Below are 22,453 nucleotides of genomic sequence, written 5' to 3'. Positions count from 1 at the left end.
AGTCAAATTTGCTTGATTATAGCAAAAGAAAGACCGCAAAGATGACAAGAAAATTTGAGAAATTAAAAATTTTGATTGGATAATTTACTAAAACTCAAAATCCTTAGAATCCTCAAGACTCTTAATCGTCTTCATAATCCTACTATTTGTTGCGCGCGAGACCGAGCGAACCGGATTTCTCGGCTTTCGTGTTCTGCGGTGTGTGCTTGCGGCAGTGCTTGCAGTAACGATTGCGACCTTCGATTTTCGGAGTCGTGGCTTTGTTGATGATCGTTGCCGAATCAACTTGCTTGCCACATACCGAGCAAATCCACTGCGAAGCCTGCGCTTTGGTGCCTCCACGAGACATATGCTTGAAGTTAACGGAAGCGGATTCTAGCGGAAAGCTCGCTCGCTGGGAAGTCTTTGCTCTAAGCTGGTTTTTATGGTAAAATACCAGGAAACCAAAATGCAAAATTCCAACTTCGCAAGCGCCCTCGACGAGCTCGCCAAAAAGAATTTGCGCCGAGAAAAAACTGCATTGAAGTTACAAACTTTGCGCAAAAAACTGGAAGTCAAAAAGCCCAAAAATTTCTTACCCGAACGCGCCGCGAAAGCCCAACTCGTGAATCTGCGGATCGCTAACGAATTCCGGAAAAAAATGGACGCCGTCCCACAAAAAACTAATAAAAACGAATAATATGAGCCAGGTTTCCAAGATCGAAACTTCTCAAGAAAAAACACCTCTTGTCGAAGTCGAAGCGAAAAAAAAATCACTTGATCGCGATTACCAACGCCTTCAAGAGAAAGTCGATTTTTATTTAAAAGTTGTTGGTGAAAAAAATGAAGACCTAATCAAATTAAGAGAGAACATTCTTAAAGCCAAAACATCAGAGGAAAAAGAAAAAATTATTCAAGAGGCTGAAAAAATTATTGGAAGCAGCGAAAAAAATGATGGGTTTGAGGCAAAAATCGAGAAAGCCGAAGAAGATCCAATCCTAATCGAAAAAACTGAAGCCAGTTGGGAAATCTTAAATTTTCTAAAAAACAACCCTAATGCCAAACTGAAAGACTTGCAGCCCAAAGATCTGCAAGGAAAAATCGAAGTTAATTTTCAAAAAAAATTGGAAGCAAATCCGGCGCTCTGGGCAGCAGTTAAGTCTTTAGCAGGAGATGGTCTAGATGTTTATGAGGTTGTTTCTAGTAAAGATTTTTGGCAAAGCTCGGAAGGAAAAACTGAAACTTTAATCAGTGCCGGAAAACGCGATTTAGGTAAAGCTCTAAAATCCGCCAAGGAATTCCAAGAAAAAAATCCGCGTGCCGCTGCTCTCGCGGTAGGCGGAGTCGCAATTCTCAGCATATTAATGCTTTTTAAAAGCAAAGAAAAAAAATCTGATTCTGCCGAAAAAGGAAACGGGGGCTTCTGGAAATTTGCGGGAGGAGCGCTGGGTTTAGGTGCTGCAGTTTTGGGATTCAAGATGCTCGGAGAGAGTGTGTCTGGCAAACTTGGAGAAATAACAAATCCAGAGAGTCTTATCAAAAAATTATCTAACTGGTTGAATGGAGAGAATAAAAGTTCTAATGAAAATGAAAAACAAAATAAAGAAAATAGCCAACCTCCTGAAAAAAATCAGGGCACTCCCGAGTATTTGGCTAAAGTGATGCCCAAGACTGCCATGGCAGTAAAGGTGTTTGGGAAAAGTCTTAAAAAGTGGCCTCCGGACTTGGCAGCGTCTAAAGAAAGTTTTTCGAGAGTTTTTGAATCAGCTAAAGAAGAAGGCGGCTGGGCTGTAGTTGAGGTTACAAAAGACGGACTAATTAACTTAGCAATCCTCGGTAAAGACACTGTTGTGTTTACATTTTTTACCACACCAAAATTAATCAATGCTTTTGGGGATTGGTTAATGGATTCAAAAAATCCCTGGTGGCAAAGAGGGGGCATGTTGGTTAAGGTTGATGCCGCGATTGCCGGAATCGGAGCAAGTGTGGGCGTCACTAAATCTATTTTTGAGCTCACCTACAAAAATCGAACGATGAACCCGCTCAGAATAGCCGGACGACTAGCCAAAGGTGCAGTAGAAGGCGCAACTTACGGACAATATAAGCTTATAAAAAATGGCTTCGGTCTCAAAGCCAATATGCCTGAGATAATGAAAACTTATCAGGGCATCTATAAGCTCAAGGCTTTAGAGGCAAAAGAGCTTCTTTGGGATACGCCAAAAAGACTAATTGAAAATCCAGCAGCACGCACAGGTAAACCTGCACGCCTACTCGAAAAAATTAAATTCTACAAGCTAAAGGCGAGAATTAATGAAGAAATCGCAGTAGATATGAGCAGCTGGGCGCCAGATGAAGAATGGCGAGGATTCAGAGAAATGCGAGAAGCCGCCGAGAAAAAAGTCAAAGACCTCACAGAAACTCGACTTAAGGTTATAAGAACACTAAGAGCACCGGACTTTAAAAAAGCAATAAAAATTAAAGATGCTCCTACGCGTCGCAAGGAAATTGCAAGACTTTTAAAGGATCGCGCGACAGAAATTACTAAAGAAAAGGGGGTCTCAAATTCTGCAGCCATGAAAGAATCTGTAGAAGAATTTTTGGAGATTGGTAAAAAAGTTGGTGCATCAAAAAAATTGATGCAGAATACTCTTCGATATTTGGGACCAGCCTTAGTCACCGGTTTCGGAATTTTAGGCGCAGCCGACGCTATCACGGAAGACAACGAAGAGGTTGCTGACTTGAAATGGAAGCAAACTGGCGTAAACACAGGCTTGGGCGCAGCAGAAATAGCAACAGTCGCAGCCACAGGAATGGGCGCTGCTAGCTCTGCAGCGCTGAGCGCAGCCTCCACCCCTTATCTATTTATGATCAATGGAGGGCTTGATTCAGCTCAAGAAGCAAAACGAAAACCACTCGATTGGATTCAAGAGACCAACCGCGATCCTGAAAAACTATTTCATTCGATTATCACAACACCTAATGAAATTACAGTCGGCGACAGTTATCGCTCAGTCATGCCTGGAGTTACTGTCGAGAGTGTTTTGAAAGAGAAAAAAGAAACTCGAAGAAAAATTTGGGAAGCGATTTTGGATCTGGGATTGACCGAGCCAAAAGAAAAATCAATTCGTTTGAAATATATCGAAAACACTCTTGGTGATTTTTATGCCGACAATGCTGCACTCGCCAAAAAAGTTTTTCGCGACTCAGCTATCTATTTTGAAAATTATCAAATTCATGAAGGCAATGAAAATCTTGCAAAAATATCAACTCAAAGTGAGATTCAAAAACTCGAAAAGGAAATCCAAAATCGCGAAATCAAAATGGACAAATCTCCAATCGCCTATGCTCTTTTCGAAGCGGCAAAAATTTTAGGCTACGAGCAGAATGGAACCATCGAAGAGTTAAAAGTATTTTTCAACGAAACTGATCGTGGCGAAAAAGGAATTTATTGGAATGGCAAAGGGTGGGCGCTCCACGAAGAGGGCTTAGAGTTCGACGACGATATGGGCAACGATGAAGAGACCGTAACTAAAATTATTGAAAGGCTAAAAGAAAATGCGGGCAATATTTTTGATTCAAGAAATAAATCTGTAGTTGATTATTTAATAGTCGCCAATCGAGGCAAATCTCAAACAACCCAGACACTTGAAAAAACTGCTATAAATATGGCTAATGCCATGCAACAAGGAATTCAAAAATTCCAAAAACTCAAACCAATAGCTCCGCAATCTGCACCGCGTTGAGCGCTGCGCCTTTGAGCAGCTGATCGCCGCAGACGAAGAAATCGAGACCATGCTCGAAGACGAGCGATGCGCGGATGCGTCCAACTTCGACATCGTATTTTTTGGTCGCGTTGAGCGGCATCGGATATTCTAATTTCGCGGTGTCATCGACGACTTTCACGCCGGGAGCTTTGCGGAGAATTTCGCGCGCCGCCTCCGGTGTGATCGGCTTCTCAGTCTCGATCGTGCAGCTCTCGGAATGCGCGCGGAAAGTCGGAATGCGTACCGCCGTGCAAGAAAGCTTGAATTCTGGCTCACCGAAAATTTTGCGCGTCTCCCAAGTCACTTTCATTTCTTCTTTCGTGTAGCCATTATCTTGGAATTTATCGATGTGGGGAATCAGATTGAAAGGAATCGGATGCGCGAAAATTTCGTTCTTGACTGGCTCACCAGCCAAATATTTTCTCGTTTCATTTTCCAGCTCCGCCATGCCCTCCGCGCCCGCGCCGGAAGTCGCCTGGTAAGTCGAGACGATTGCGCGCTTCACGCCGAAATTTTTGTGGAGCGGATAAAGCGCCACGGCGAGAATCGCGGTCGTGCAATTCGGATTCGCGATGAGGCGGCTTTTTTTGGCTTCCTGCGGATTGATCTCCGGAATCACGAGCGGATATTTTTCGTCATAACGAAAGGCCGAAGAATTGTCGATCACGATTGCTCCGCCCTCCGCCGCAATCTGCGGCGCGAACTCAGTCGCGAAGTCACCCGACACAGCGAGAAAAACGAAGTCCATCTCGCGAGCTGCTTCAACTGAAAATAACTCGACTTCGATTTCACCAAACGGCGTGGCAATCTTTTTGCCCGAGGAGCGTTCACTCGCGAAAAGATGCAACTCACCGACTGGAAATTTGCGGTCATGCAAAACACGCACCATTTCCATTCCGACCGCACCCGTCGCGCCAATCACGCCAACTTTATATTGAGCCATGTGAGAGGGGTTAAAAATACAGAGACCAAAACTTCCAAATCGAGCTAAAGACTAGGCAGTATTTTAGCGGAAAAAATCATTTTTAAAATTAGCTCAAATTTTGGCTAAAAAATAGCAGTCAAATTTCGCTGCCCGAAAAAATCGAAGTGAAAAATTTACGCCAGCACTGTCAAAAATAGCGAAAACAAAACCGTGCCGAGGATGACCCACAGCACATCTTTTTTGAGATAGAGCAGCACGAAGAGCGACACCAAAAAAATCAGCCAGGTCGACCAATCGGTGAGCGAACTCAACGCGAACTGGAGCGTCACGGCGGCGAGCAGTCCGATGAAGCCGGCGAGGAAACCTTTGATGATGACTTTGACCAATTTTAATTCTTTGACCTTCGCGTGAACGCCGGCGAGCAGCATCATCGCGGTGAGCGCAGGTGTGAAAACTGCCAGGGTCGCAACCAGCGCACCCACGATGCCAAAAACTTTGTAGCCGATGAAAGTCGCGGTGATGAAGACTGGTCCGGGCGTCACTTGCCCGAGCGCGATGCCGTCGCGAAATTCGACCAAACTCAGCCAGTGCAATTGGTCGACGATCTGATGCTGAATGAGTGGAATCGCGATGAAGCCGCCGCCGAAAGAAAAAGCACCGATCCCGAAGAAAGTTGTGAAAATTTCACGCAAATTCGGCCAGAGCAAAATCCCACCAATCACGAGCAATACACCAAACACAGGCAGATAGTCGAAAAATTTGAGCCGGTCCGCGTGCAGCTTCACCTGATGCCGACCCTTGGAATGCAGTGCCAAATGTTCGTCTTCGAATTCTGCTGTGAAATAATAAAATCCGACTCCGAGCACTCCCGCGAGGAGCACGAGCCAAAGCACGCTGAGCTGGAAAAAAAATGCGCCGACAAAAGTCAGCAGTGCGATAAAAAAACCTTTAAGTGTTTTCGCGTTAATTTTTTTAAAAACGGTCTGACCCAATTGCAGGGTCGCATTCGCGAGCAACGCGACCACGAGCGCACCGAGCGACAGCATCGCCGACTGAATCACCGGCAGATTGCCGTAAAGAAAGTACGCCGCTGAGAGCAGCAGCATCGAAATAACAGCCGGTAAAACGAAACAAAGCGGCGCGAAAATTCCGCCCCAAATTTTGTGAATGCGGTAACCGATGTAACCCATGATATTGATCCCCGTCGCTCCCGGCAAAATCTGCGCCAGACTGAGCCCGTCCAAAAAATCTTTTTCCGTGAGCCAATTCTTTTGGTGGACAACTAATTTTTTGACCTGCGCCAAAATCGCCGGACCGCCGTAGCTAATCGCGCCGATATAGAGAGAAGTTTTGCAAAGTTCGAGAAGCGTCGGGCGGCGCGAAATTTTGGCTTCAAGCATTTTCAAAAAACTTTTTGTGCAGGATCGCGACTGCCTTGTCAGCGTCTTTTTCGTCGACGACGAAAGTGATATTGATCTCGCTCGCACCCTGTGAAATCTGGTCGATGGAAATGTCCGCCGCACCGAGTGTCGCGAAAACTTCACCGGCAACACCACGGCGTTTGTAGATGCCCATGCCGACTAGGCAAATGATGGCCTTCTTTGGATGGACGGAAATTTTGGAAATCGGCGTGAGCTCTTTGATAATTTCTGGCAATTTCGATTCGTCTTCGATCGTGACCGAAACGGAAACTTCGGAAGTCGAAACTACATCGATGGGAATTTCGTATTTCGCGAAGACATTGAAAATCTTGGCGAGAAAACCATACTGCAGCAGCATGCGGAAGCTCGCGATATTCACGATGGTCACGCCTTTTTTGCAGGTCACCGAAGTCATGATCTGTGGGGGATTTTTGATCTCGGGGAGAATCGCCGTGCCACGATCACCAGGGCGAAAAGTGTTTTTGATCCAGACTGGCACCCTCGCACGAATCGCCGGATGAATCGACTGCGGGTGAATGACCTTGGCGCCGAAGTGCGCCAGCTCCGCTGCCGCCTCACTCGAAATGTCGTCGATGATTTTGGCTTGCGGAATTTTGCGCGGATCAGCGGTCAAGATGCCAGAGACATCCGTCCAAATTTCGAGGCTTTTCGCCGCGACACCAGCCGCGATGAGCGCCGCACAGTAGTCGGAATAACCGCGCCCGACCGCGTCGAGCATGCCACCCGGCACCCAGCCGAAGTAGCCCGTCGCGATGGGAATTTTCTTTTTGGCGATAATCTTGCGAACTTTTTGCGCAAAGATTTTTTCCGTCGCGATGTAGAAATCGTGATCGGCCTTTTTGAATTTTTGCGGAATGGCTTTTTCGAGATCGAGCTGCTCGGCCGGTGAACCAGCGGAAGTCAAAATCCCCGCGAGCATTTTGGCAGAGAGTCGCTCCCCGACTGCCATAATCGTATTCTTCGAACGAATCGAAAGTTCGCCGAGCTCCTGAATCGCTTTCAGAAAATTCGACAAATCACACAAAACTTTTTCGAAATACTGGTTCGTCTCCGCCAAAACTTTCTCATTTTGAATGTTCTTGCCCGCCGTTGCGATGTGACGCGCGAGCATTTCGGCAATGACTTTTTTGACCAGCGTGCGGCGACCCGCGAGTGCCGCCTTCGTCGCCGCGAGCAGCGAGTCAGTCACACCCGACATCGCCGAGACAGCCACGACCTGTTCGCCGCGGTAAGATTGGACTATTTTGACTACCGTCGAAATAGACTCGGTCGAACCCATCGAGGTACCGCCAAATTTACGAACGAGCATTTTGGGGAAATTAAAATTCCACTCCAAATTACCTTCTCGACACGCTAAAATCAAGCGCGTGCACCCGCTCGCCCAAAACAAAATCGCTTTAAGTCTGGCAATTCTCGCACTCGCGACGAGTGCCGTCTTCGCTCCGCAGCTGATTTTCGCAGTGGCAGGAGCGGGAATTTTTGGGCTGCTCGCACTGCGCTTCCCCGTCTGCGGTCTCGCTGCGACAATCATCGCCGCTTTCGCGGGCGAATTCGGACGGGTCGAATTGGGCGGAGTTTCTTTTTTGCTGCTCGACCTTATCGCGCCAGCCGTACTGATGCTTTGGTTCGCTCGGAAATTTTTGGCGAAGGAAAAAATCGAACTCGATGCCGTCACTGGCAGTCTGCTGATTTTTTGGGCAATCGGATTTTTAAGTTTGCTACTCGGCTCGGCAGGGCTCGCGAGCGCCGATTTCAAATTCGCACTTTTGTATTTTTTCCGTTTCGTCGGAATCTCCGGACTGATTTTCGTCGCGCGGGATTTGACGAAAAAAGAAACCGAACAGGTCTTCCGGATTTTGCTGCTCGGTGGAATTTTGTTCGCAGTCGCTGGCTTCGTGCTTTTCCAAATCTTGCCCGACTTCACGAAAGCAGGCTTGACTGAGCTCGGCTTCGACCCGCACATCGGTCGTCTGACCTCGACTTTCTTGGACCCAAATTTTGCCGCAGGCGGCTTCGCCTTTTTACTCGCACTCCTCGGCGGACGCTTCTTGCGTGAAAAAAATTCCGGACGCCAAGTTTTGATTTTGACCAGCGCCGGAATTTTCGGTGTCGCACTCTTGCTGACTTTTTCGCGCAGCGGACTACTCGCACTCGGCGTCTCCGGTTTGATTTTGGGAATTTTTGGCAATCGGCGGATTTTGCTCGCCGGAATTTTGGTCGCGATGCTCAGCATCGCGGGTTCGCCACGACTCGCGGAACGCGTCGGCGAATTCAGCCAGTCGGTCGAATCGCTCGGCAACGCCTCACAGCAAGTCCTCGATCCGACAGCGCAACTGCGCGTCAACAGCTGGAACGAAGGCTGGCGGATTTTTGCCGAAAAGCCCCTGCTCGGAGTCGGCTTCGGCGCGTATAAATTTCACCAAAATTTCTCTGCCGCCGATTCGCACGCCGCGACTGGCTCGGATGCTTCGCTGCTCAATATCGCTGCGATGACGGGCATCAGCGGACTCGCAGTCTTTGGAATTTTTTTGTGGAATCTCGCCGCCGCACATTTCCGCGCGAAAAACTGGGGCTTCCTCTCCGCCTGCGCCGGGCTGCTCGTCCATTCAATTTTTGTGAATTCGCTTTTCTTCGCGCCACTGGCGCTGATTTTTTTCGTCAGCGCAGGACTGCTCATGAAACGCGACTGAAATCGGCTAAGCCAAATCAGACTAGAAAATAAGCCCAAATAATCTAGTTGACAAGATTTTATTTTAATGTAAAAATTCGCGCCTTTAATTTTATTAAATGACTGCTGCCGAAAAAAATGTCGGATCAATTGACTCCGGAACTGATTTTATTGACATAACTACGAGACTGGAAAATCTCGAAGGCAAAAGAGATGACGCGCTCCAAGAATACAATAAACTTCACGAAGCAAGTGAAGAGAATCCGAACGATCCCGAGTTAAAAAAACTTGCCGATCAGGCTCGCGAAGAATATCTCAAGATTCGAACGAAAATTGATGAATTACTCGCAATAGGTTGTGACGGGGTGGCTTGAATTACAAATTAGAACCTGCTCGCCAAAAAAGAACCTCAATCTTTTAATTAAGAAGATTTTTGGTGCTCGGGAGAGGACTTGAACCTCCACGCCTTGCGGCATACGCACCTCAAGCGTACGTGTATACCAATTTCACCACCCGAGCACATTCTAGATTTCAAGTTAGCTTACTGTTAACCAGATATAAAGGCAGCCAGGAATTTTTTCACCACCCGAGCAGTTGCGAGATTTTAATTTCCTTCGGCAGATTTTTCAACTTTCGGAGTCTCGCCGGTTTTGAGAAAATTTACCGCAGCATCGAGCTGCGGGTCGCGATCACTGAAATAATCTTCGAGCGGCATTTTGACGACGATGTCCGGATCGAGACCGACACCGTCAATAGCGCGACCATTTGGCGTGAACCATTTCGCCACCGTAATTCGCAGCGTGCTGCCGTCGGCGAATTCGGAAATTAATTCCTGCACCGTGCCTTTGCCAAAACTCTTTTCGCCGAGCAGCTTCGCGCGTCCGGCGTCTTGCAGCGCTCCCGCGAGAATTTCGGAAGCCGAGGCCGAACCTTCATTGATCAAAACGACGAGCGGTGTCGTGGGCAAAAGCGGCGCACCAGAAACTGGAATCGTCTCGTCCGATTTACCGCGTTCGTGAATCTGGACGATATTCCCGCTCGCGAGCAGATTGGAAGCCATCGCGATGGAGGCGTCGAGAAATCCCCCGCCGTTGTAGCGCAAATCCAGCACAATGCCTTCTGGATTTTTGAGCGCGAGCTCGGCAAGCGTCCGCGCAAATTCTTCCGCAGTATTGTCGGCGAAAGTATTGACTGTCACGACCGCGATGTCATCATCACGGACTGCAGAAGTCACGCTGGCGATTTCGACCAATTCGCGTGTAATCGTGATTTCACGGGGTGAAAGTTCTTCGCCGCGAAAAATTGTGAGCTTGACGGTGGTCCCAATCTCTCCGCGAATTTTGCTGACCGCTTCGAAAACGGTGAGTTCGCCCGCGAGCTCATCGTCGATTTTGTAAATGCGGTCACCCGGCAAAAGTCCGGCGCGTTCCGCCGGCGAACCGCGCAGCGGCGAAATAATCGTGAGCACTTGGTCGCGCATCCCGATCTCGGCGCCGATGCCGGTCAGCTCTCCCGCGAGCGAATCGCGAAATTCCGCGCTCTCCTGCGGATCGAGAAATTCCGAGTGCGAATCACCGAGCGACGCGACCACGCCTTTCATCGCGCCGTAAAACATTTTCTGGGAATTGAGCTTTTCGACATCGACAAATTTCGCCATCGTCGTTTGCCAGACTTGGTCGAAGATTGGGACATTGAGGTCGCCGACTGTGGCGGAATTCGTGAGCGCACTTTCCGGCGCAGGCGCCGCGGCAATCTCAGCTGGCGCGCTCAAGACGAGCTGCGGCGTGACGAAATGCCCCGCGAGAAATCCGACCGTGAAAATCGCTAGTGCGGTGACAATCTTTTTTGAGTTCATTGTTTTAATTTTAAATTTTAAATTTAGAATTTTAAATTCCTACCAGCCTTCTTCGAATAAATTCTCAGCGGCATCAGCGATTGTTCGCGGTTTCGTTTGAGGCTTTTCGGAAATTTCCGGCGCGGCCGAGGCGATTTGAATTTCCGCGCGCACAATTTTAATCTGCAAATTGCGTCCTAGCACTTCGGCGAATTTTTCAGCGAGTAGGTTGCGCGCCGCCGCATCGAGTTTGCCGACGAGGAAGTCGCTCCCGACGCCAAGCTCAAGCGTCACACCATCCGCCGCCAGAATTTTTGCACCCTTCAACACCATCTTGACGGTCGGATTTTGAATCTTGCTGAGAATTTGCGGGAGCGCCGCCTCAACTAGCGGGATGGAAATCGCCGCACCAGTGTCAATTTTTTGCGCTGCCACTTCGGTCACGACCGCCGCAAATTTTTTTTCTGTCTGATCGGGCGCTTTTTTAATTTCCACTTTGGGCGCTACCTCCGTCTTGGGTTCGATTTTTGACGCGGACGGAATAGCGACATGCGCAGCGCAAACTGAAATCGCTGCCACTTCGAGCGGCAACTGCGGAATCACCGCGTTTTTCAGTTCTTCACCGGCGCGGGTAAATTCGTCGATAATTGCGAGCGTTTTTTTGGCTTCAGGCAATTTATTCTCGGCGACTTTTTGGAGCATCACCTCGCGCAATTTCGCGAGCACGGTTTTATTGAATTGAATCAAATTCGCGCCTTCCGCGACCAAGCCGTCAATCGTCGCAAGTGCCTCAGTCAGTTTCGAGAAAAGTAATGCGAAGACGAAATCCTCGACTGCCTGCGGTCGACTGAGTCCGAGATTCTGCGAAACAGATTCGACAGAAACCGCGCCGCCCGCGCCGAGCTGCTCGAGCATGCCGAGTGCGTCGCGCATCCCGCCCGCCGACTGGCGCGCGATCAGACCGAGTGCCGCTGGTTCAAACGCGATGCCTTCTTTTTGCGCGATGGTCGCGAGATGCTCGGTAATCTCGGCTTCGGTCAAACGGTGGAAGTCGAAGCGCTGCGTGCGAGAAATAATTGTCTCGGGAATTTTGTGTGGTTCGGTCGTCGCGAGAATGAAGTAAGCGTGTGCTGGCGGTTCTTCCAAAGTTTTGAGCAAAGCATTGAAAGCGTCCTTCGTCAGCATGTGCACCTCGTCAATCACATAAATTTTGAATTTGGCGCGACTCGGCGTGAATTGAATTTTTTCTTTCAAATCCCGAATCTCGTCAATGCCGCGATTCGACGCCGCATCAATCTCGATCAAATCAACCAAACGCCCGAGCAACGCATCGCGGCAGATGTCACACTCGTTGCAGGGCTCGCCATCCGCGCCCGGATTGAGACAATTCAGCGCACGCGCGATGATGCGTGCCGTCGAGGTCTTGCCGGTGCCGCGTGAACCAGTGAAAAGATAAGCGTGCGAAAGTCCGCCGCGTGAAAGCGCATTTGCGAAAGTCTGGCGCACATGCGCCTGACCGACGATTTCGGCTAATTTTTGCGGGCGATATTTGCGATAAAAACTCATTGGAAACGGAGCCCGATTTTACGAGTAAAATTGGAAAAGTGGAAATCCGCCTAAATAAATTTCTCGCCGAAAAAGGTGTGGCCTCACGCCGCAAATCCGACGAATTAATTTCCGCCGGAAAAATCCGCGTGAATGGAAAAATCACGCGCGAGCTCGGAACGAAAGTCGATCCGGACAAAGATCGCGTCGAGGTCGATGAGCAAACTTTGGCGGACAAGCCGGAGCTGGTTTATTTCATGCTCAATAAACCTGCTGGTTTCGTCTGTTCGAATGCCAAAACGAAAACCGAGCCAAAAATCGTGCTGGATCTTTTTCCAGCTGAATGGAAAATTTTCCCGGTCGGGCGCCTCGACAAAGACACCACCGGACTTTTGATTTTGACGAACGACGGCAATCTGAGCTTCACGCTCACCCACCCGAAATTCGAAAGCGAAAAAGAGTACGAAGTCGAAGTCGCCGACGATCTGACTGACGAACGCATCCGCAAAATCGAAGCCGGCGTGCCGCTCGAAGGTCGCAAGACCAAACCCGCCGAAGTCAAAATGTTGGAGAAAAGAAAAGCGCGTGTAATCTTGCGCGAAGGTCGCAACCGCCAGGTGCGCAAAATTTTCGGCAAAGTCGGCTGCGAAGTCCTGAAGCTAAAAAGAGTGCGCGTCAAAAATCTCACACTCGGCGAACTCGCGCTCGGCAAATATCGTCCACTCACCGCGAAGGAAGTTGCTGACTTAAAAAAAACTTAACTCTTAACCCTTTCCGTTAACCCACCACCTAGGTGGTGGGTTAACTCACCTTCTTAGTTCTTACAAACTTACTCCTTACTAACTTACTTCTTAATCCTTAATCCTCGTCTCGATGTTTGAAAATTTTTTCGCACTACTCGGTCTGACTGGTGAACCCGCGACCACAATTCCGCCAATCACCACTTTGGAAATTCACGCTGCGCCAACGCTCGTGAAATTCAGCGAGCCTGTCGTCAACGCTCAGGCAGCAATTGTCGTCGATCTCACGAGCGGGAAAATTTTGTGGTCGAAAAATCCGGATGAAAAATTGCCCATCGCCAGTCTCACGAAATTGATGACTGCCGTCGTCACGCGGGAAAATCTCAAACAGAGTGACATCGTCACCGTGAGTGCAGCCGCGGCCGATCAGCCTCCGGCAAAAGTCGGTCTGCGCGCGGGCGAGCAAATTTCAGTCGCGAGTTTATTGAAAGCCCTGCTGATTGATTCAGCAAATGATGCCGCCGTCGCGCTCGGTGAGAAAATCGGCACCGAAATTTTTGTGGAAAAAATGAACGCCAAAGCCGCCGCGCTCGGACTCGTGAATTCGCACTTCGCCAATCCGGTCGGTTATGACGATGCCGCGAATTTCGCGACGACGCGCGACCTCGCGACACTCGCACAGTATTTTTTGCGCGATGATTTTTTGCGGCAAACGGTCGCGACGAGCAAGACCGGGATCGACTCCATCGACGGCTTGCACCACGAACTTTATTCGACGAACAATCTTTTTGGCAGCTACCTGCAAATTCGCGGACTCAAAACCGGACTCACCGACGCCGCCGGCGAATGCGTCGCGACGATTGCAGAAATTGGGAATGGTCGAGAAATTCTCGCGATTGTTTTACGCTCGCCAAATCGCTTCCAGGAAGCGAAGAGCCTGATCGCCTGGGCTGAGGAAAATTTTCGATGGTAAAATTCATGAAATGAATGAGCTACTTTCGAGTACCGCGAACCTGCACAACCTCACCTTCATCCTCGGCTTCGGCGGACTGAGCTTCGTCGTCGCGATGATTTTCGCGCCGATTTTCATCCGCTTCCTCGAGCGCAATCGACTCGGTCAGCAGATTCGCGACAGCTCGGTCGATGGCAAGGTCTCGACGATTTTTCGTGAATTGCATTTGAAAAAATCCGGCACGCCGACGATGGGCGGCGTCGTGATCTGGGGCACGGTCGTCGCGATGGTGCTGCTGTCTTTCATCCCGCAAATGCTCGGCATCACGACGAATAGCCTCTGGAGCCGCAGCGAAACTTACATTCCACTTTTCACGCTCGTCACCGCGGGACTGCTCGGCATGCTCGACGACTGGTGGAATATCCGCGGCGTCGGCAAACAAAAAGGTCTGCGCGTCCGCCCGAAATTAATTTGGCTGACAATCTTCGCGGCAGTCGGTGCCTGGTGGTTCTTCGCGAAGCTCGGCTGTCTCGATGGCGCAGCGAACGCATGCCTCATCCATCTTCCGCGCCTCGGTGATTTCAATATCGGCATTTGGTATGTTCCGCTTTTTATCCTGGTAATCCTCTCGAGTGCGAATGCCGTGAATATCACGGACGGATTGGACGGACTCGCTGGCGGTCTGCTCGCGATTGCTTTCGGCAGCTTCGGTTTGCTCGCTTTTTTTCACGGCATGCTTTTGCTCGCGACACTCTGCGCGGTAATCGTCGGCGCCATCGTTGCCTTTTTGTGGTGGAATGTTCCACCCGCGAAATTCTTCATGGGCGACACCGGTAGCTATTCACTCGGCGCGACGCTCGGCGTGATTGCGATGCTGACGAATTCCGTCGTGCCACTGTTTTTCATCGCGGCTGTTTTCATCGGTGAAACTGTCTCAGTCATCATTCAGCTTTTTTCGAAAAAATTTTTCGGACGCAAAGTTTTTCTGATTGCCCCGCTGCACCACCACTTCGAAAAACTAGGCTGGCCGGAGCACCAAATCGTCATGCGCTTCTGGCTCATCGGCGCGGTGCTCGCCGGACTCGGACTAATCCTCGGCATCGTCGGCATGGGAAATTAGTTGATAGTTGATAGAGGATAGTTAATAGTTTTTCAAAAAGATTATTGGTTTTTAGCATTATCTTTTTATCTAAAAAAACTACGAATACCAAAGTGGTCGCTTCGCAACTACCAACTACCAACTACCAACTACCAACTACCAACTACCAACTATTAACTGTTAACTGTTAACTTTCGCCGGAGGCGATTGAAGCGTGCCAACATTTTTTTGTAATTCGCACGCAATTCTTTTTCGTGCTCAGCAATCACTTTTTGCAATTCCTGCGAGATGGAAATTTCGCGTGGCATTTTATTTTATTCGAAACCTTCCTCGCGCTGACTGAGCAACTCTTCAGGATTCGTCGTGACAATTTTATTTTCAGAATAGCTTGCGATGACTTGAATCGCGACATGCTTGTCATCAGCGAAGAACAGTCCCTGCCCGACACCGGAATTCAGAAGCATGTATTTTTCGCCGTCAGTCAGATTGAAAGTTTTCTTGAGCGCGTCGATGGCACTCGGCGACTGCTTGAGCAAAATTTGCATCGAGGCATTCGTGACAATTGGACGACCATATTTGCTCTCAAGAAAATCTTCGACATCCTGCGTGATTGTGATGACGCCGAGATAATATTTGCGTGCGCGCTTCACCAGTCCGTAAAGAAAACGCGCCGCGTCTTCGTGCTGCATCAGCGTCCACGCTTCGTCGACCACGAGGATGCGTTTTTTTAATTCCGAACGCACGCGGCTCCAAATAAAATTAAGCAAGATAAACATCGCAATCGGACGCAGCTCGTCCTCGAGATCGCGAATACAGAAGACGATCAAACCCGTCCCGAGATTGACATTGGTTTCACGGTTAAAAATTCCGCCGAAGGTTCCCGTCGTAAATTTTTGTAATCGTTGCGCGAGCGACTTCGCGCCCTCGGTCGATTGCAAGACTGCGTGCAGATCGTCCATCGTCGGCATCGGCATTTTGGAAGGATCCTCGACTGCCATCGTGATTCCGCGAATCGCGTAAGTGTCGATCAAAGCCTTATCAATCAACGCCGCTTCGGAAGGAGTCATCGCCCCCAACATGATTTTGAGCAGTCCGGTGAGCGTAATAATATTTTCACGCAGCAGGTCGCCCGGCTTCACATCATCGCCTTCGAAAGGTGAGGGCAGATCGAAAGGGTTGATGCGCTGATCGGAATTAAGGCTGACATTCAAATATGTCCCGCCGACTGTCTCCGTCAGCGCTTTGTATTCATTTTCCGGATCGACCACGATCACATCCGCACCGAGCATTACTTGACGGAGAATTTCCAATTTGACTGCGTAGGACTTGCCCGCACCCGAGGTCGCGAAAACAGTCGAATTCGCATTCGGCAATTTGAAGCGATCGAAAATGATGAGCGAATTATTGTGGCGATTGAGTCCGTAGAGAATACCCTCGTCAGTCGCGAGTGAAGATGAGATAAAAGGAAAAGTCGTCGAGAGCGGCGAAGTATTCATGTTGCGCTGGACTTCCAATTCGTCGAGCGCGAGCGGCAGGGTGGAATTGAAAGCGTGCTCGCCCTGAATGTCGGCGCGTTTGGTGAGAATAAGTTTTCCGCCAAGTTGGCTCTCGATAATTTTGGTGGTCGCCTCGAGTTTTTTGAGATTCTCGGCGTAAACCGTGAAATACATGCCAAATTGAAAAAACTTTTCCTGACCGCGCTGCAAATCAGTCCGCAAACTTTCCGCATCTTCGAGTGCAGTCTCGAGCACCGGATCGCGGATATTGCCCTTTTCGATTGACATCGTAATCGAGGACTGAATTTGCGCAACCTTCTTTTTGAGCGTACGCATAATTTCGTCGCTCGCGATTGGGTAAATGAATTGTGAAATATCGACAGTCGCATCGAAATTGACGATTGCGCTCATCCAGTTCGTGTCGAGAAAACGCGGATAAGCATAAACAAAAAAACTGCGTACAAACACACCCGAAAGATTGAGGTGATCGTAATGCACCTCAAATGAACTCGGCGAAATCAGATCGCGTACGCTCGCGAGTCCCTCGCGGTAAATTTTTTCAGCATCCGCAACTTGCTTCGCCAAATCGTTCGGCGCTTTTTTATCTTTGCCAAAAATTTTATTAACCAAACTCGCTGTTCCGATTTGATTGTGATTGAGAAACTGCTGAGTAGTAGTTTTGTCCTCAATTAATTTTTGCTCATTCGGGGCAGGCGGCGGTGGAGTTTTGGGCGCGGCTGGTTTGGCTGCGAACTTCGCGAAAATTTTGGCAAGCGGATCAGGCTGGCTGGCAATGGAATTCTGGGGTGTTTTCTGCGCGGCGGGAACTTGGGAACTTGCTGGTTTACTGGCGAATTTCGCGAAAAGTTTCGTGAAAAAATCTGATAGTCCTATCGCCGATTTTTGCGGCAGCGGCACATTTTTGGGTGGCGGCGAAAACTGCGGTGCGACCGGCACGCCAACTGGAAAAGTTTTCTGCGGTGATTGCTTCTCAATCTGCGCCGCGGTGAGTCCGGCAGCTACCGCGATTTTCGCTGAATTTTCAGGGGGCGGCGCAACTTTGGGAGCTTCCGCTGGGGTGACTACCTGCGCCGGTTTTTGTGCGGCGACTGGCTCCACTGGCAAAGGTGTGAAAACTTTTGACGATTCACTAACTTTCGGCGAAACAATCGGCTGCGCTGCGACCGGTTGGGTGATTTGGGACGAACTGGTTTGGGTTTGGTTTTCCGCCATTAGAAGACTTTTGTTTTACGATTTATCTGAGAATTTTAGCAAAAATCAGCCAAAAAGGCAAGCGTCTAAAGCTCGAAAATGTTAAAATTTCAGCCAGATTTATGACCGAAACAATTTCAATCCGCTGGCACTCCCGCGCAGGTCAAGGCGCGATTACCGCGTCGACGGCACTCGCCGAGATTTTGGGCAGGCATGGCAAATTTGTGCAGTCTTTTCCCGATTTTGGCGCAGAAAAACGCGGTGCGCCGGTTGTGGTTTTCAATCGGATCGGAAACGAAAGGATCAACGATGTTTCGCACCCGGCAGTAATCGATGCAGCGGTCCTGCTTGATCCAAGCCTGCTCGCGAGCTGCGAAGTGAACACTCATGAGCTACTCGCCGGATTGAAGGAAAACGGCTTGCTGCTGATTAATTCTCCGCAAAAAAAATTAAAAATGGAGGTCGGCACTGCGCAAGTTTTCGCTCTCGCCGCGAGCGCAATCGCCGTCGCGGAAATCGGCAAAGACATTCCGAATGTGCCGATTTTGGGCGCGCTCGTCCGAATTTTAGAGCTCGCGCCAATGGAAAAATTCAAACAGGATTTGGCGCAATCGCTCGGCGCACATCTCCCCGCCGAAATCGTCGCGGGCAATCTGCGCGCCTTCGAACGCGGTTTCGCTGAAGTCACGACCATCACCGGCAAACCGGGTCACAAAAAAATCGTCTGCGCGAAACTCCCGGGCTGGCGCGACATGCCACTTGGCGCAGCGATTCAAAATCCCGGCAGTTCACGCCACTACGCGACTGGCAATTGGTCGCACCAAACCTGCGAGTGGACGAAGTCAACTTGCATCAATTGCCAACTTTGCTGGCCAGTCTGCCCGCACGATGCGATCATCGTGAAAGACGGAAAAATGCTCGGCATCGATGCGACGAAATGCACCGCCTGCGGACTCTGCGTCGTCGCCTGTCCGACTCGCCCAAAAAGCTTAAAAATTATTTCCAAGCAATCATCTGAAATCTGATGCAAAAAATTCTAACTGGCAACGAAGCCGTGGCGGAAGCGATGCGCCAAATCGAGCCCGATGTGGTCGCCGCTTACCCGATCACGCCGAGCACGAAGATTCCGGAGAAGTTTTCGGAATTCGTTGCGAATGGCAAAGTGCGAACGGAATTCGTCGCCGTCGAGTCTGAACATTCCGCGATGTCCGCCTGTATCGGCGCAGCCGCAGCGGGCGCGCGCGCGATGACTGCGACTGCCAGTCAGGGTCTCGCGCTGATGCACGAAGTTTTGGTAAATGCGGGCGGCCTGCGTCTCCCGATTGTTTTGGCGAATGCCAATCGCGCCCTCTCCGCTCCGCTCTCGATCCACGGCGATCATTCCGATGTGCTGCTCGAGCGCGATTCCGGCTGGATTCAAATTTTCGCCGGTTCACCGCAAGAAGCCTACGACCTTATTTTGCAGGCTTTTCCGATTGCGGAAAAAGTGCGCCTGCCGGTCATGATTTGTTTCGACGGTTTCGAGACTTCCCACCTCGCGACCAATGTTGAAATTTTGAGCGACGCCGCCGCGCGGAAATTCGTCGGTCAGCCACCGAAATTTCCGAACCTGTTTGATTTTGAAAAACCCCTCACGCTCGGCGGCTACACTTCACCCGAATATTTTTTCGAAGCGAAACGCGGTCAGTTCGAAGCTTTCGAAACTGCGCGCAAAGCGATTACCGAAGTCGGCGCAAAATTTGGGAAAAAATATGCCACCCCGATTGAGGAATTCGAAACGAAAGACGCCGAAATAATTTTGGTCGTCCTCGGCTCGGCGGCTGGTGCAGCGCAAGTCGCAGCACGCAATTTGCGGAAGTCCGGGAGAAAAGTTGGTGTAATTCGCGTCCGCACTTTCCGACCATTCCCGGCAGAAGAAATTTTGGCAGCCTGCGTAAAAGCTAAGAAAATAGGGATTTTAGATCGCATGGTGCCGCTCGGTTCGACGGGCGGAGTTTTATTCAATGAAATAAACTCAGCTTTGTTTTCTACCAACTACCAACTGCAAACTAGCAACTGGATTTACGGGATTGGTCAAAGACAATTCAATCCGGAGCACGCGACGGAAATTTTTACGACGCTCGCACAAGCAAAATTTCCCAAAATTAATTTTGTAAATCTGCGCGGATGAATTTTTATTTCTACATCTTCGGCGCGGTAATTTTTTACGCCAGCGGCGATTTTTTGGCGAAAATGTGGTCGCTCAAGAATAGTGGCGCCTGGCTCACGGCGGCACTCGCAATTTATTTTTTGGGCAGCCTGCTCTTCACTCTCGCGGTGAAGAAATCTTCACTCTCAATCGCCGTCGCGACTGCGCCGCTCGCCATCGCACTCACTGGTCTAATCTTCGGCTATTTTTATTTTGGTGAACGGCTCTCGCCGGTGCAATATCTCGGCGTCGCACTGGGCTTCATCGCGCTCGCGCTTTTGCTTTTCCCCTTTCCAATTTTACAAAAATGAATCTGAAAACTGCAGCATCGCGCGAATCGAAGCTCGTCGGCGGTCACCGCCTCTGCCCCGGCTGCGGCCTCGGCTCCATCGTGAAACAGATTTTGAGCTCGACCGACGCGCCCATCGTCGTCGTGAATGCGACGGGCTGTCTCGAAATTTGCACCTCGGCTTTTCCGCAAACGAGCTGGAACACACCTTGGATTCATTCGCTTTTTGAAAATACTGCCGCAATCGCGAGCGGACTCGCTGCCGCGCACAAAGCTTTCGCGCGGAAAAAGAAACTCAGCGGCAAAGCAAAAAATCTAAAAATCGTAGCGTTCGCCGGCGACGGCGGCACTTACGACATCGGTCTGCAAGCACTTTCCGGGGCACTCGAACGCGGCACGGATTTTACTTTCGTCTGTCTCGACAACGAAGGCTACATGAACACGGGCTACCAGCGCTCGTCCGCCTCGCCACTCGGTGCAGCCACTTCGACTTCTCCGGCGGGAGAAATTTTGGCAGGCAAGCAGACGAACCGCAAAGATATTTTAGGAATCGTCGCCGCGCACCGCATTCCTTACGCTGCCCAATCGACTCCAGCACATCACCTCGATTTATTGGCGAAAGCGAAGAAAGCGATTGAGACACCCGGTCCGGCCTTTTTGAATGTTTTTTCACCCTGCCCGACCAACTGGAAATCACCGACTGCCGCCGGCATGGAAATTTGCAAAGCCGCCGTCGAGACGAATTTTTGGCCACTGATCGAAATCGAAAACAGCAAATGGAAACTGAACTACCAGCCAAAAGAACGCAAACCGATTGAAGAATTTTTGCGCAACCAAAAACGCTTCAAGCACCTCTTGGCACCCGAAAATGCACAGATCAAAAATCGGCTGCAAATCGAGGTTGATGACCGCTTCACAGAAGTTTGCAAACTCGCCGCGCTCGGTTAAACTCTGATTCACTTTTAATCTTTAAAAATGAACGACGACGACTCAAAGAAAGAAGAAGATCTGACTGAAGAAGATCTCGCCATCGCTGGCAGCGGACTGGGCGATGACGACATCGCCGACGACGATGATGACAGTGGCGCCGGACGAGCAGCCGTGAGCGGCGACGAGCAGGAAACACTCGTCACGCGCGAAGGTTTGAAGAAGCTGAAAGACGAGCTCGAAGAGCTGGAAAATGTGAGGCGTCGCGAAGTTGCATCGCGTTTGAAAGAAGCGATTTCTTTCGGCGATCTTTCTGAAAACAGCGAATACGAAGATGCGAAAAATGAGCAGGCCCTCGTCGAGGGTCGCATCTCCGAGCTGAAGCGCATGATCAAAACTGCAAAGCTCATCACTGAGAAAAAATCGAGTGGCAAGATTGTGAAAGTTGGCTCGACAGTGACGATTCAAAATCTGACCGACAAAGACGCACCTGAGACTTATACCATCGTCGGCTCGACCGAGGCTGATCCGACCGCTGCGAAAATTTCGAATGAATCACCCATCGGACTCGCCATCATCGACCGCGAACAAGGCGAAGAAGTCACGGTCGCCGCACCCGCAGGCGAGCTGAAGTACAAAATCGTCAAAGTCAGCTAAGTTGGAGTTGTTCTAATTGTTCTATTGTTCGCTGCGCTCACGTGTTCGAATTGTTCTAAGTGTGGTGATTACGCGTACCGCTACATTTAAACATCTCTAACAGTTAGAACAGTTAGAACAGTTAGAACTTTTCAGCTGGCCGCGAAAGCAATCGCGAGCGCATCGGCGGCATCATCCGGTCGCGGGATGCTCTCGAGTGCGAAAATTTGCTGCACCATTTTTTGAATTTGTTTTTTGTCAGCGCGCCCGTAACCCGTCACCGCCATCTTGACCTGCAGCGGCGTGAGCTCTGTGAGCGGCACACCGCAACGCGCCACGCTCGCAAGCACGACTCCCCGCGCCTGCGCCACCGCGAAAGCCGTCGTCTGATTTTTGAAGAAAAAAAGTGACTCGACCGCAACCAAATCTGGTCGGTGAATTTCAAGCAGCTCGGCGATGTTGTCAGAAATTTCGAGCAAGCGCTCGGCTGCGGAAGCCCGAGGCTGCGTCGTGATCACACCGAAATCGAGTGCCTCGACCTTGCCAGTAATTTTCTCAATCACAGCGAAACCCATCGTCGCGGTGCCGGGATCAATGCCGAGGATTTTCATTAAAATGTTTAATGCTCTGAATCCTACCCACACTCCAGGGGGAAAACAAATAAGTTTTGACTGCCAAATAATAGGCGCATATTATGGGATTATTGGGAAATCATGAAAAGTTTTAGAATTTATTTCGGAAATTTGTTTGAGACTAT

21 protein-coding genes and 1 tRNA gene are annotated in these 22,453 nt (G+C 49.9%); 12 read left to right on the top strand and 10 right to left on the bottom strand.

Translation table 11 applies throughout. The annotated features are described in order from the left end of the window. Positions 1–142: 142 nt before the first annotated feature. Entirely contained in the window at positions 143–349 is a 207-nt protein-coding gene (locus tag WCV72_00610) for a hypothetical protein (GenBank protein MFA6457875.1), read from the bottom strand. A gap of 99 nt (positions 350–448) precedes the next feature. Here WCV72_00610 and WCV72_00605 point away from each other — a divergent pair, with 99 nt between their 5' ends. Further along, positions 449–679, top strand: coding sequence for a hypothetical protein (locus tag WCV72_00605; GenBank protein ID MFA6457874.1), 231 nt, complete (start codon positions 449–451; stop codon positions 677–679). A gap of 1 nt (position 680) precedes the next feature. Then, a complete protein-coding gene (locus tag WCV72_00600; GenBank protein ID MFA6457873.1) occupies positions 681–3,722 on the top strand; it encodes a hypothetical protein in 3,042 nt (1,013 codons plus the stop codon). Here WCV72_00600 and WCV72_00595 read toward each other — a convergent pair. The 3 genes from WCV72_00595 to WCV72_00585 all read right to left on the bottom strand — a co-directional run bounded on the left by WCV72_00595 (position 3,688) and on the right by WCV72_00585 (position 7,419). Next, positions 3,688–4,686 (bottom strand): aspartate-semialdehyde dehydrogenase, encoded by a 999-nt coding sequence (locus WCV72_00595; protein MFA6457872.1) that lies wholly within the window; start codon positions 4,684–4,686, stop codon positions 3,688–3,690. The two genes, WCV72_00600 and WCV72_00595, sit on opposite strands and share 35 nt — an antisense overlap. Positions 4,687–4,841: 155 nt before the next feature. Next, entirely contained in the window at positions 4,842–6,068 is a 1,227-nt protein-coding gene (gene chrA, locus WCV72_00590) for a chromate efflux transporter (GenBank protein MFA6457871.1), read from the bottom strand. After that, the gene (locus WCV72_00585) at positions 6,061–7,419 is read right to left on the bottom strand and encodes an aspartate kinase (GenBank protein MFA6457870.1); all 1,359 of its coding nucleotides are present in this window, start codon (positions 7,417–7,419) and stop codon (positions 6,061–6,063) included. The genes chrA and WCV72_00585 overlap by 8 nt, the downstream gene beginning before the upstream one ends. 58 nt (positions 7,420–7,477) lie before the next feature. Between WCV72_00585 and WCV72_00580 the strand changes: the two genes are divergently transcribed. Then, a complete protein-coding gene (locus WCV72_00580; protein ID MFA6457869.1) occupies positions 7,478–8,800 on the top strand; it encodes an O-antigen ligase family protein in 1,323 nt (440 codons plus the stop codon). Positions 8,801–8,897: 97 nt separating this feature from the next. Continuing rightward, positions 8,898–9,152, top strand: a complete 255-nt coding sequence (locus tag WCV72_00575; GenBank protein MFA6457868.1) for a hypothetical protein — start codon at positions 8,898–8,900, stop codon at positions 9,150–9,152. Positions 9,153–9,212: 60 nt separating this feature from the next. On the opposite strand, the gene WCV72_00570 is transcribed toward WCV72_00575, so the two are convergent. The 3 genes from WCV72_00570 to dnaX form a co-directional block, all read right to left on the bottom strand. Next, a tRNA-Leu gene (locus WCV72_00570) sits at positions 9,213–9,297 on the bottom strand. 85 nt (positions 9,298–9,382) lie between these two features. Beyond that, positions 9,383–10,633, bottom strand: a complete 1,251-nt coding sequence (locus WCV72_00565; GenBank protein MFA6457867.1) for a S41 family peptidase — start codon at positions 10,631–10,633, stop codon at positions 9,383–9,385. A 39-nt stretch (positions 10,634–10,672) separates the two neighbouring features. Beyond that, on the bottom strand, positions 10,673–12,178 hold the full coding sequence (dnaX, locus tag WCV72_00560) for a DNA polymerase III subunit gamma/tau (GenBank protein ID MFA6457866.1): 1,506 nt from the start codon (positions 12,176–12,178) through the stop codon (positions 10,673–10,675). Between the two features lie 38 nt (positions 12,179–12,216). Between dnaX and WCV72_00555 the strand changes: the two genes are divergently transcribed. From WCV72_00555 to mraY, 3 genes are all read left to right on the top strand, one after another. Further along, complete coding sequence (locus WCV72_00555; GenBank protein ID MFA6457865.1) at positions 12,217–12,918, top strand: pseudouridine synthase; 702 nt, start codon at positions 12,217–12,219, stop codon at positions 12,916–12,918. Between the two features lie 112 nt (positions 12,919–13,030). Then, the gene (locus tag WCV72_00550; GenBank protein MFA6457864.1) at positions 13,031–13,870 is read left to right on the top strand and encodes a D-alanyl-D-alanine carboxypeptidase family protein; all 840 of its coding nucleotides are present in this window, start codon (positions 13,031–13,033) and stop codon (positions 13,868–13,870) included. A 10-nt stretch (positions 13,871–13,880) separates the two neighbouring features. Further along, a complete protein-coding gene (gene mraY / locus WCV72_00545; protein ID MFA6457863.1) occupies positions 13,881–14,969 on the top strand; it encodes a phospho-N-acetylmuramoyl-pentapeptide-transferase in 1,089 nt (362 codons plus the stop codon). A gap of 152 nt (positions 14,970–15,121) precedes the next feature. Here the strand turns inward: mraY and WCV72_00540 are convergent, their stop codons facing one another. Together WCV72_00540 and WCV72_00535 are read right to left on the bottom strand one after the other, a co-directional pair. Beyond that, positions 15,122–15,256, bottom strand: a complete 135-nt coding sequence (locus WCV72_00540) for a hypothetical protein (GenBank protein MFA6457862.1) — start codon at positions 15,254–15,256, stop codon at positions 15,122–15,124. Positions 15,257–15,262: 6 nt separating this feature from the next. Further along, positions 15,263–17,677, bottom strand: coding sequence for a DUF87 domain-containing protein (locus tag WCV72_00535; GenBank protein MFA6457861.1), 2,415 nt, complete (start codon positions 17,675–17,677; stop codon positions 15,263–15,265). A 101-nt stretch (positions 17,678–17,778) separates the two neighbouring features. On the opposite strand from WCV72_00535, the gene WCV72_00530 reads away from it, so the two are divergent. From WCV72_00530 to greA, 5 genes are read left to right on the top strand one after another with little or no spacing between them, the layout of a single operon-like run. After that, a complete protein-coding gene (locus tag WCV72_00530; protein MFA6457860.1) occupies positions 17,779–18,681 on the top strand; it encodes a 2-oxoacid:acceptor oxidoreductase family protein in 903 nt (300 codons plus the stop codon). Next, entirely contained in the window at positions 18,681–19,826 is a 1,146-nt protein-coding gene (locus WCV72_00525; GenBank protein MFA6457859.1) for a transketolase C-terminal domain-containing protein, read from the top strand. The genes WCV72_00530 and WCV72_00525 overlap by 1 nt, the downstream gene beginning before the upstream one ends. Continuing rightward, positions 19,823–20,155, top strand: a complete 333-nt coding sequence (locus WCV72_00520; GenBank protein ID MFA6457858.1) for a hypothetical protein — start codon at positions 19,823–19,825, stop codon at positions 20,153–20,155. Before WCV72_00525 ends, WCV72_00520 begins: the two co-directional genes overlap by 4 nt. Continuing rightward, complete coding sequence (locus tag WCV72_00515; protein MFA6457857.1) at positions 20,152–21,081, top strand: thiamine pyrophosphate-dependent enzyme; 930 nt, start codon at positions 20,152–20,154, stop codon at positions 21,079–21,081. Before WCV72_00520 ends, WCV72_00515 begins: the two co-directional genes overlap by 4 nt. 27 nt (positions 21,082–21,108) lie before the next feature. Further along, positions 21,109–21,717, top strand: a complete 609-nt coding sequence (gene greA, locus WCV72_00510) for a transcription elongation factor GreA (protein ID MFA6457856.1) — start codon at positions 21,109–21,111, stop codon at positions 21,715–21,717. Positions 21,718–21,848: 131 nt separating this feature from the next. On the opposite strand, the gene ruvC is transcribed toward greA, so the two are convergent. Continuing rightward, positions 21,849–22,307, bottom strand: a complete 459-nt coding sequence (ruvC, locus tag WCV72_00505) for a crossover junction endodeoxyribonuclease RuvC (protein MFA6457855.1) — start codon at positions 22,305–22,307, stop codon at positions 21,849–21,851. Positions 22,308–22,453 lie beyond the last annotated feature (146 nt).

The sequence above is a fragment of the Patescibacteria group bacterium genome, from assembly GCA_041665585.1.
Classification (GTDB): domain Bacteria; phylum Patescibacteriota; class Gracilibacteria; order JAHISY01; family JAHISY01; genus JAHISY01.
The sequence above is the reverse complement of the archived record's forward strand: the minus strand, read 5'-3'. Positions and strand labels throughout refer to the sequence as shown.

Coding starts and splice junctions, on each gene's coding strand:
- WCV72_00610 (MFA6457875.1), bottom strand. CDS start 349: ATGTCTCGTGGAGGCACCAAAGCGCAGGCTTCGCAGTGGATTTGCTCG.
- WCV72_00605 (MFA6457874.1), top strand. CDS start 449: ATGCAAAATTCCAACTTCGCAAGCGCCCTCGACGAGCTCGCCAAAAAG.
- WCV72_00600 (MFA6457873.1), top strand. CDS start 681: ATGAGCCAGGTTTCCAAGATCGAAACTTCTCAAGAAAAAACACCTCTT.
- WCV72_00595 (MFA6457872.1), bottom strand. CDS start 4,686: ATGGCTCAATATAAAGTTGGCGTGATTGGCGCGACGGGTGCGGTCGGA.
- chrA (MFA6457871.1), bottom strand. CDS start 6,068: ATGCTTGAAGCCAAAATTTCGCGCCGCCCGACGCTTCTCGAACTTTGC.
- WCV72_00585 (MFA6457870.1), bottom strand. CDS start 7,419: ATGCTCGTTCGTAAATTTGGCGGTACCTCGATGGGTTCGACCGAGTCT.
- WCV72_00575 (MFA6457868.1), top strand. CDS start 8,898: ATGACTGCTGCCGAAAAAAATGTCGGATCAATTGACTCCGGAACTGAT.
- WCV72_00565 (MFA6457867.1), bottom strand. CDS start 10,633: ATGAACTCAAAAAAGATTGTCACCGCACTAGCGATTTTCACGGTCGGA.
- dnaX (MFA6457866.1), bottom strand. CDS start 12,178: ATGAGTTTTTATCGCAAATATCGCCCGCAAAAATTAGCCGAAATCGTC.
- WCV72_00550 (MFA6457864.1), top strand. CDS start 13,031: ATGTTTGAAAATTTTTTCGCACTACTCGGTCTGACTGGTGAACCCGCG.
- mraY (MFA6457863.1), top strand. CDS start 13,881: ATGAATGAGCTACTTTCGAGTACCGCGAACCTGCACAACCTCACCTTC.
- WCV72_00540 (MFA6457862.1), bottom strand. CDS start 15,256: ATGCCACGCGAAATTTCCATCTCGCAGGAATTGCAAAAAGTGATTGCT.
- WCV72_00535 (MFA6457861.1), bottom strand. CDS start 17,677: ATGGCGGAAAACCAAACCCAAACCAGTTCGTCCCAAATCACCCAACCG.
- WCV72_00530 (MFA6457860.1), top strand. CDS start 17,779: ATGACCGAAACAATTTCAATCCGCTGGCACTCCCGCGCAGGTCAAGGC.
- WCV72_00525 (MFA6457859.1), top strand. CDS start 18,681: ATGCAAAAAATTCTAACTGGCAACGAAGCCGTGGCGGAAGCGATGCGC.
- WCV72_00520 (MFA6457858.1), top strand. CDS start 19,823: ATGAATTTTTATTTCTACATCTTCGGCGCGGTAATTTTTTACGCCAGC.
- WCV72_00515 (MFA6457857.1), top strand. CDS start 20,152: ATGAATCTGAAAACTGCAGCATCGCGCGAATCGAAGCTCGTCGGCGGT.
- greA (MFA6457856.1), top strand. CDS start 21,109: ATGAACGACGACGACTCAAAGAAAGAAGAAGATCTGACTGAAGAAGAT.
- ruvC (MFA6457855.1), bottom strand. CDS start 22,307: ATGAAAATCCTCGGCATTGATCCCGGCACCGCGACGATGGGTTTCGCT.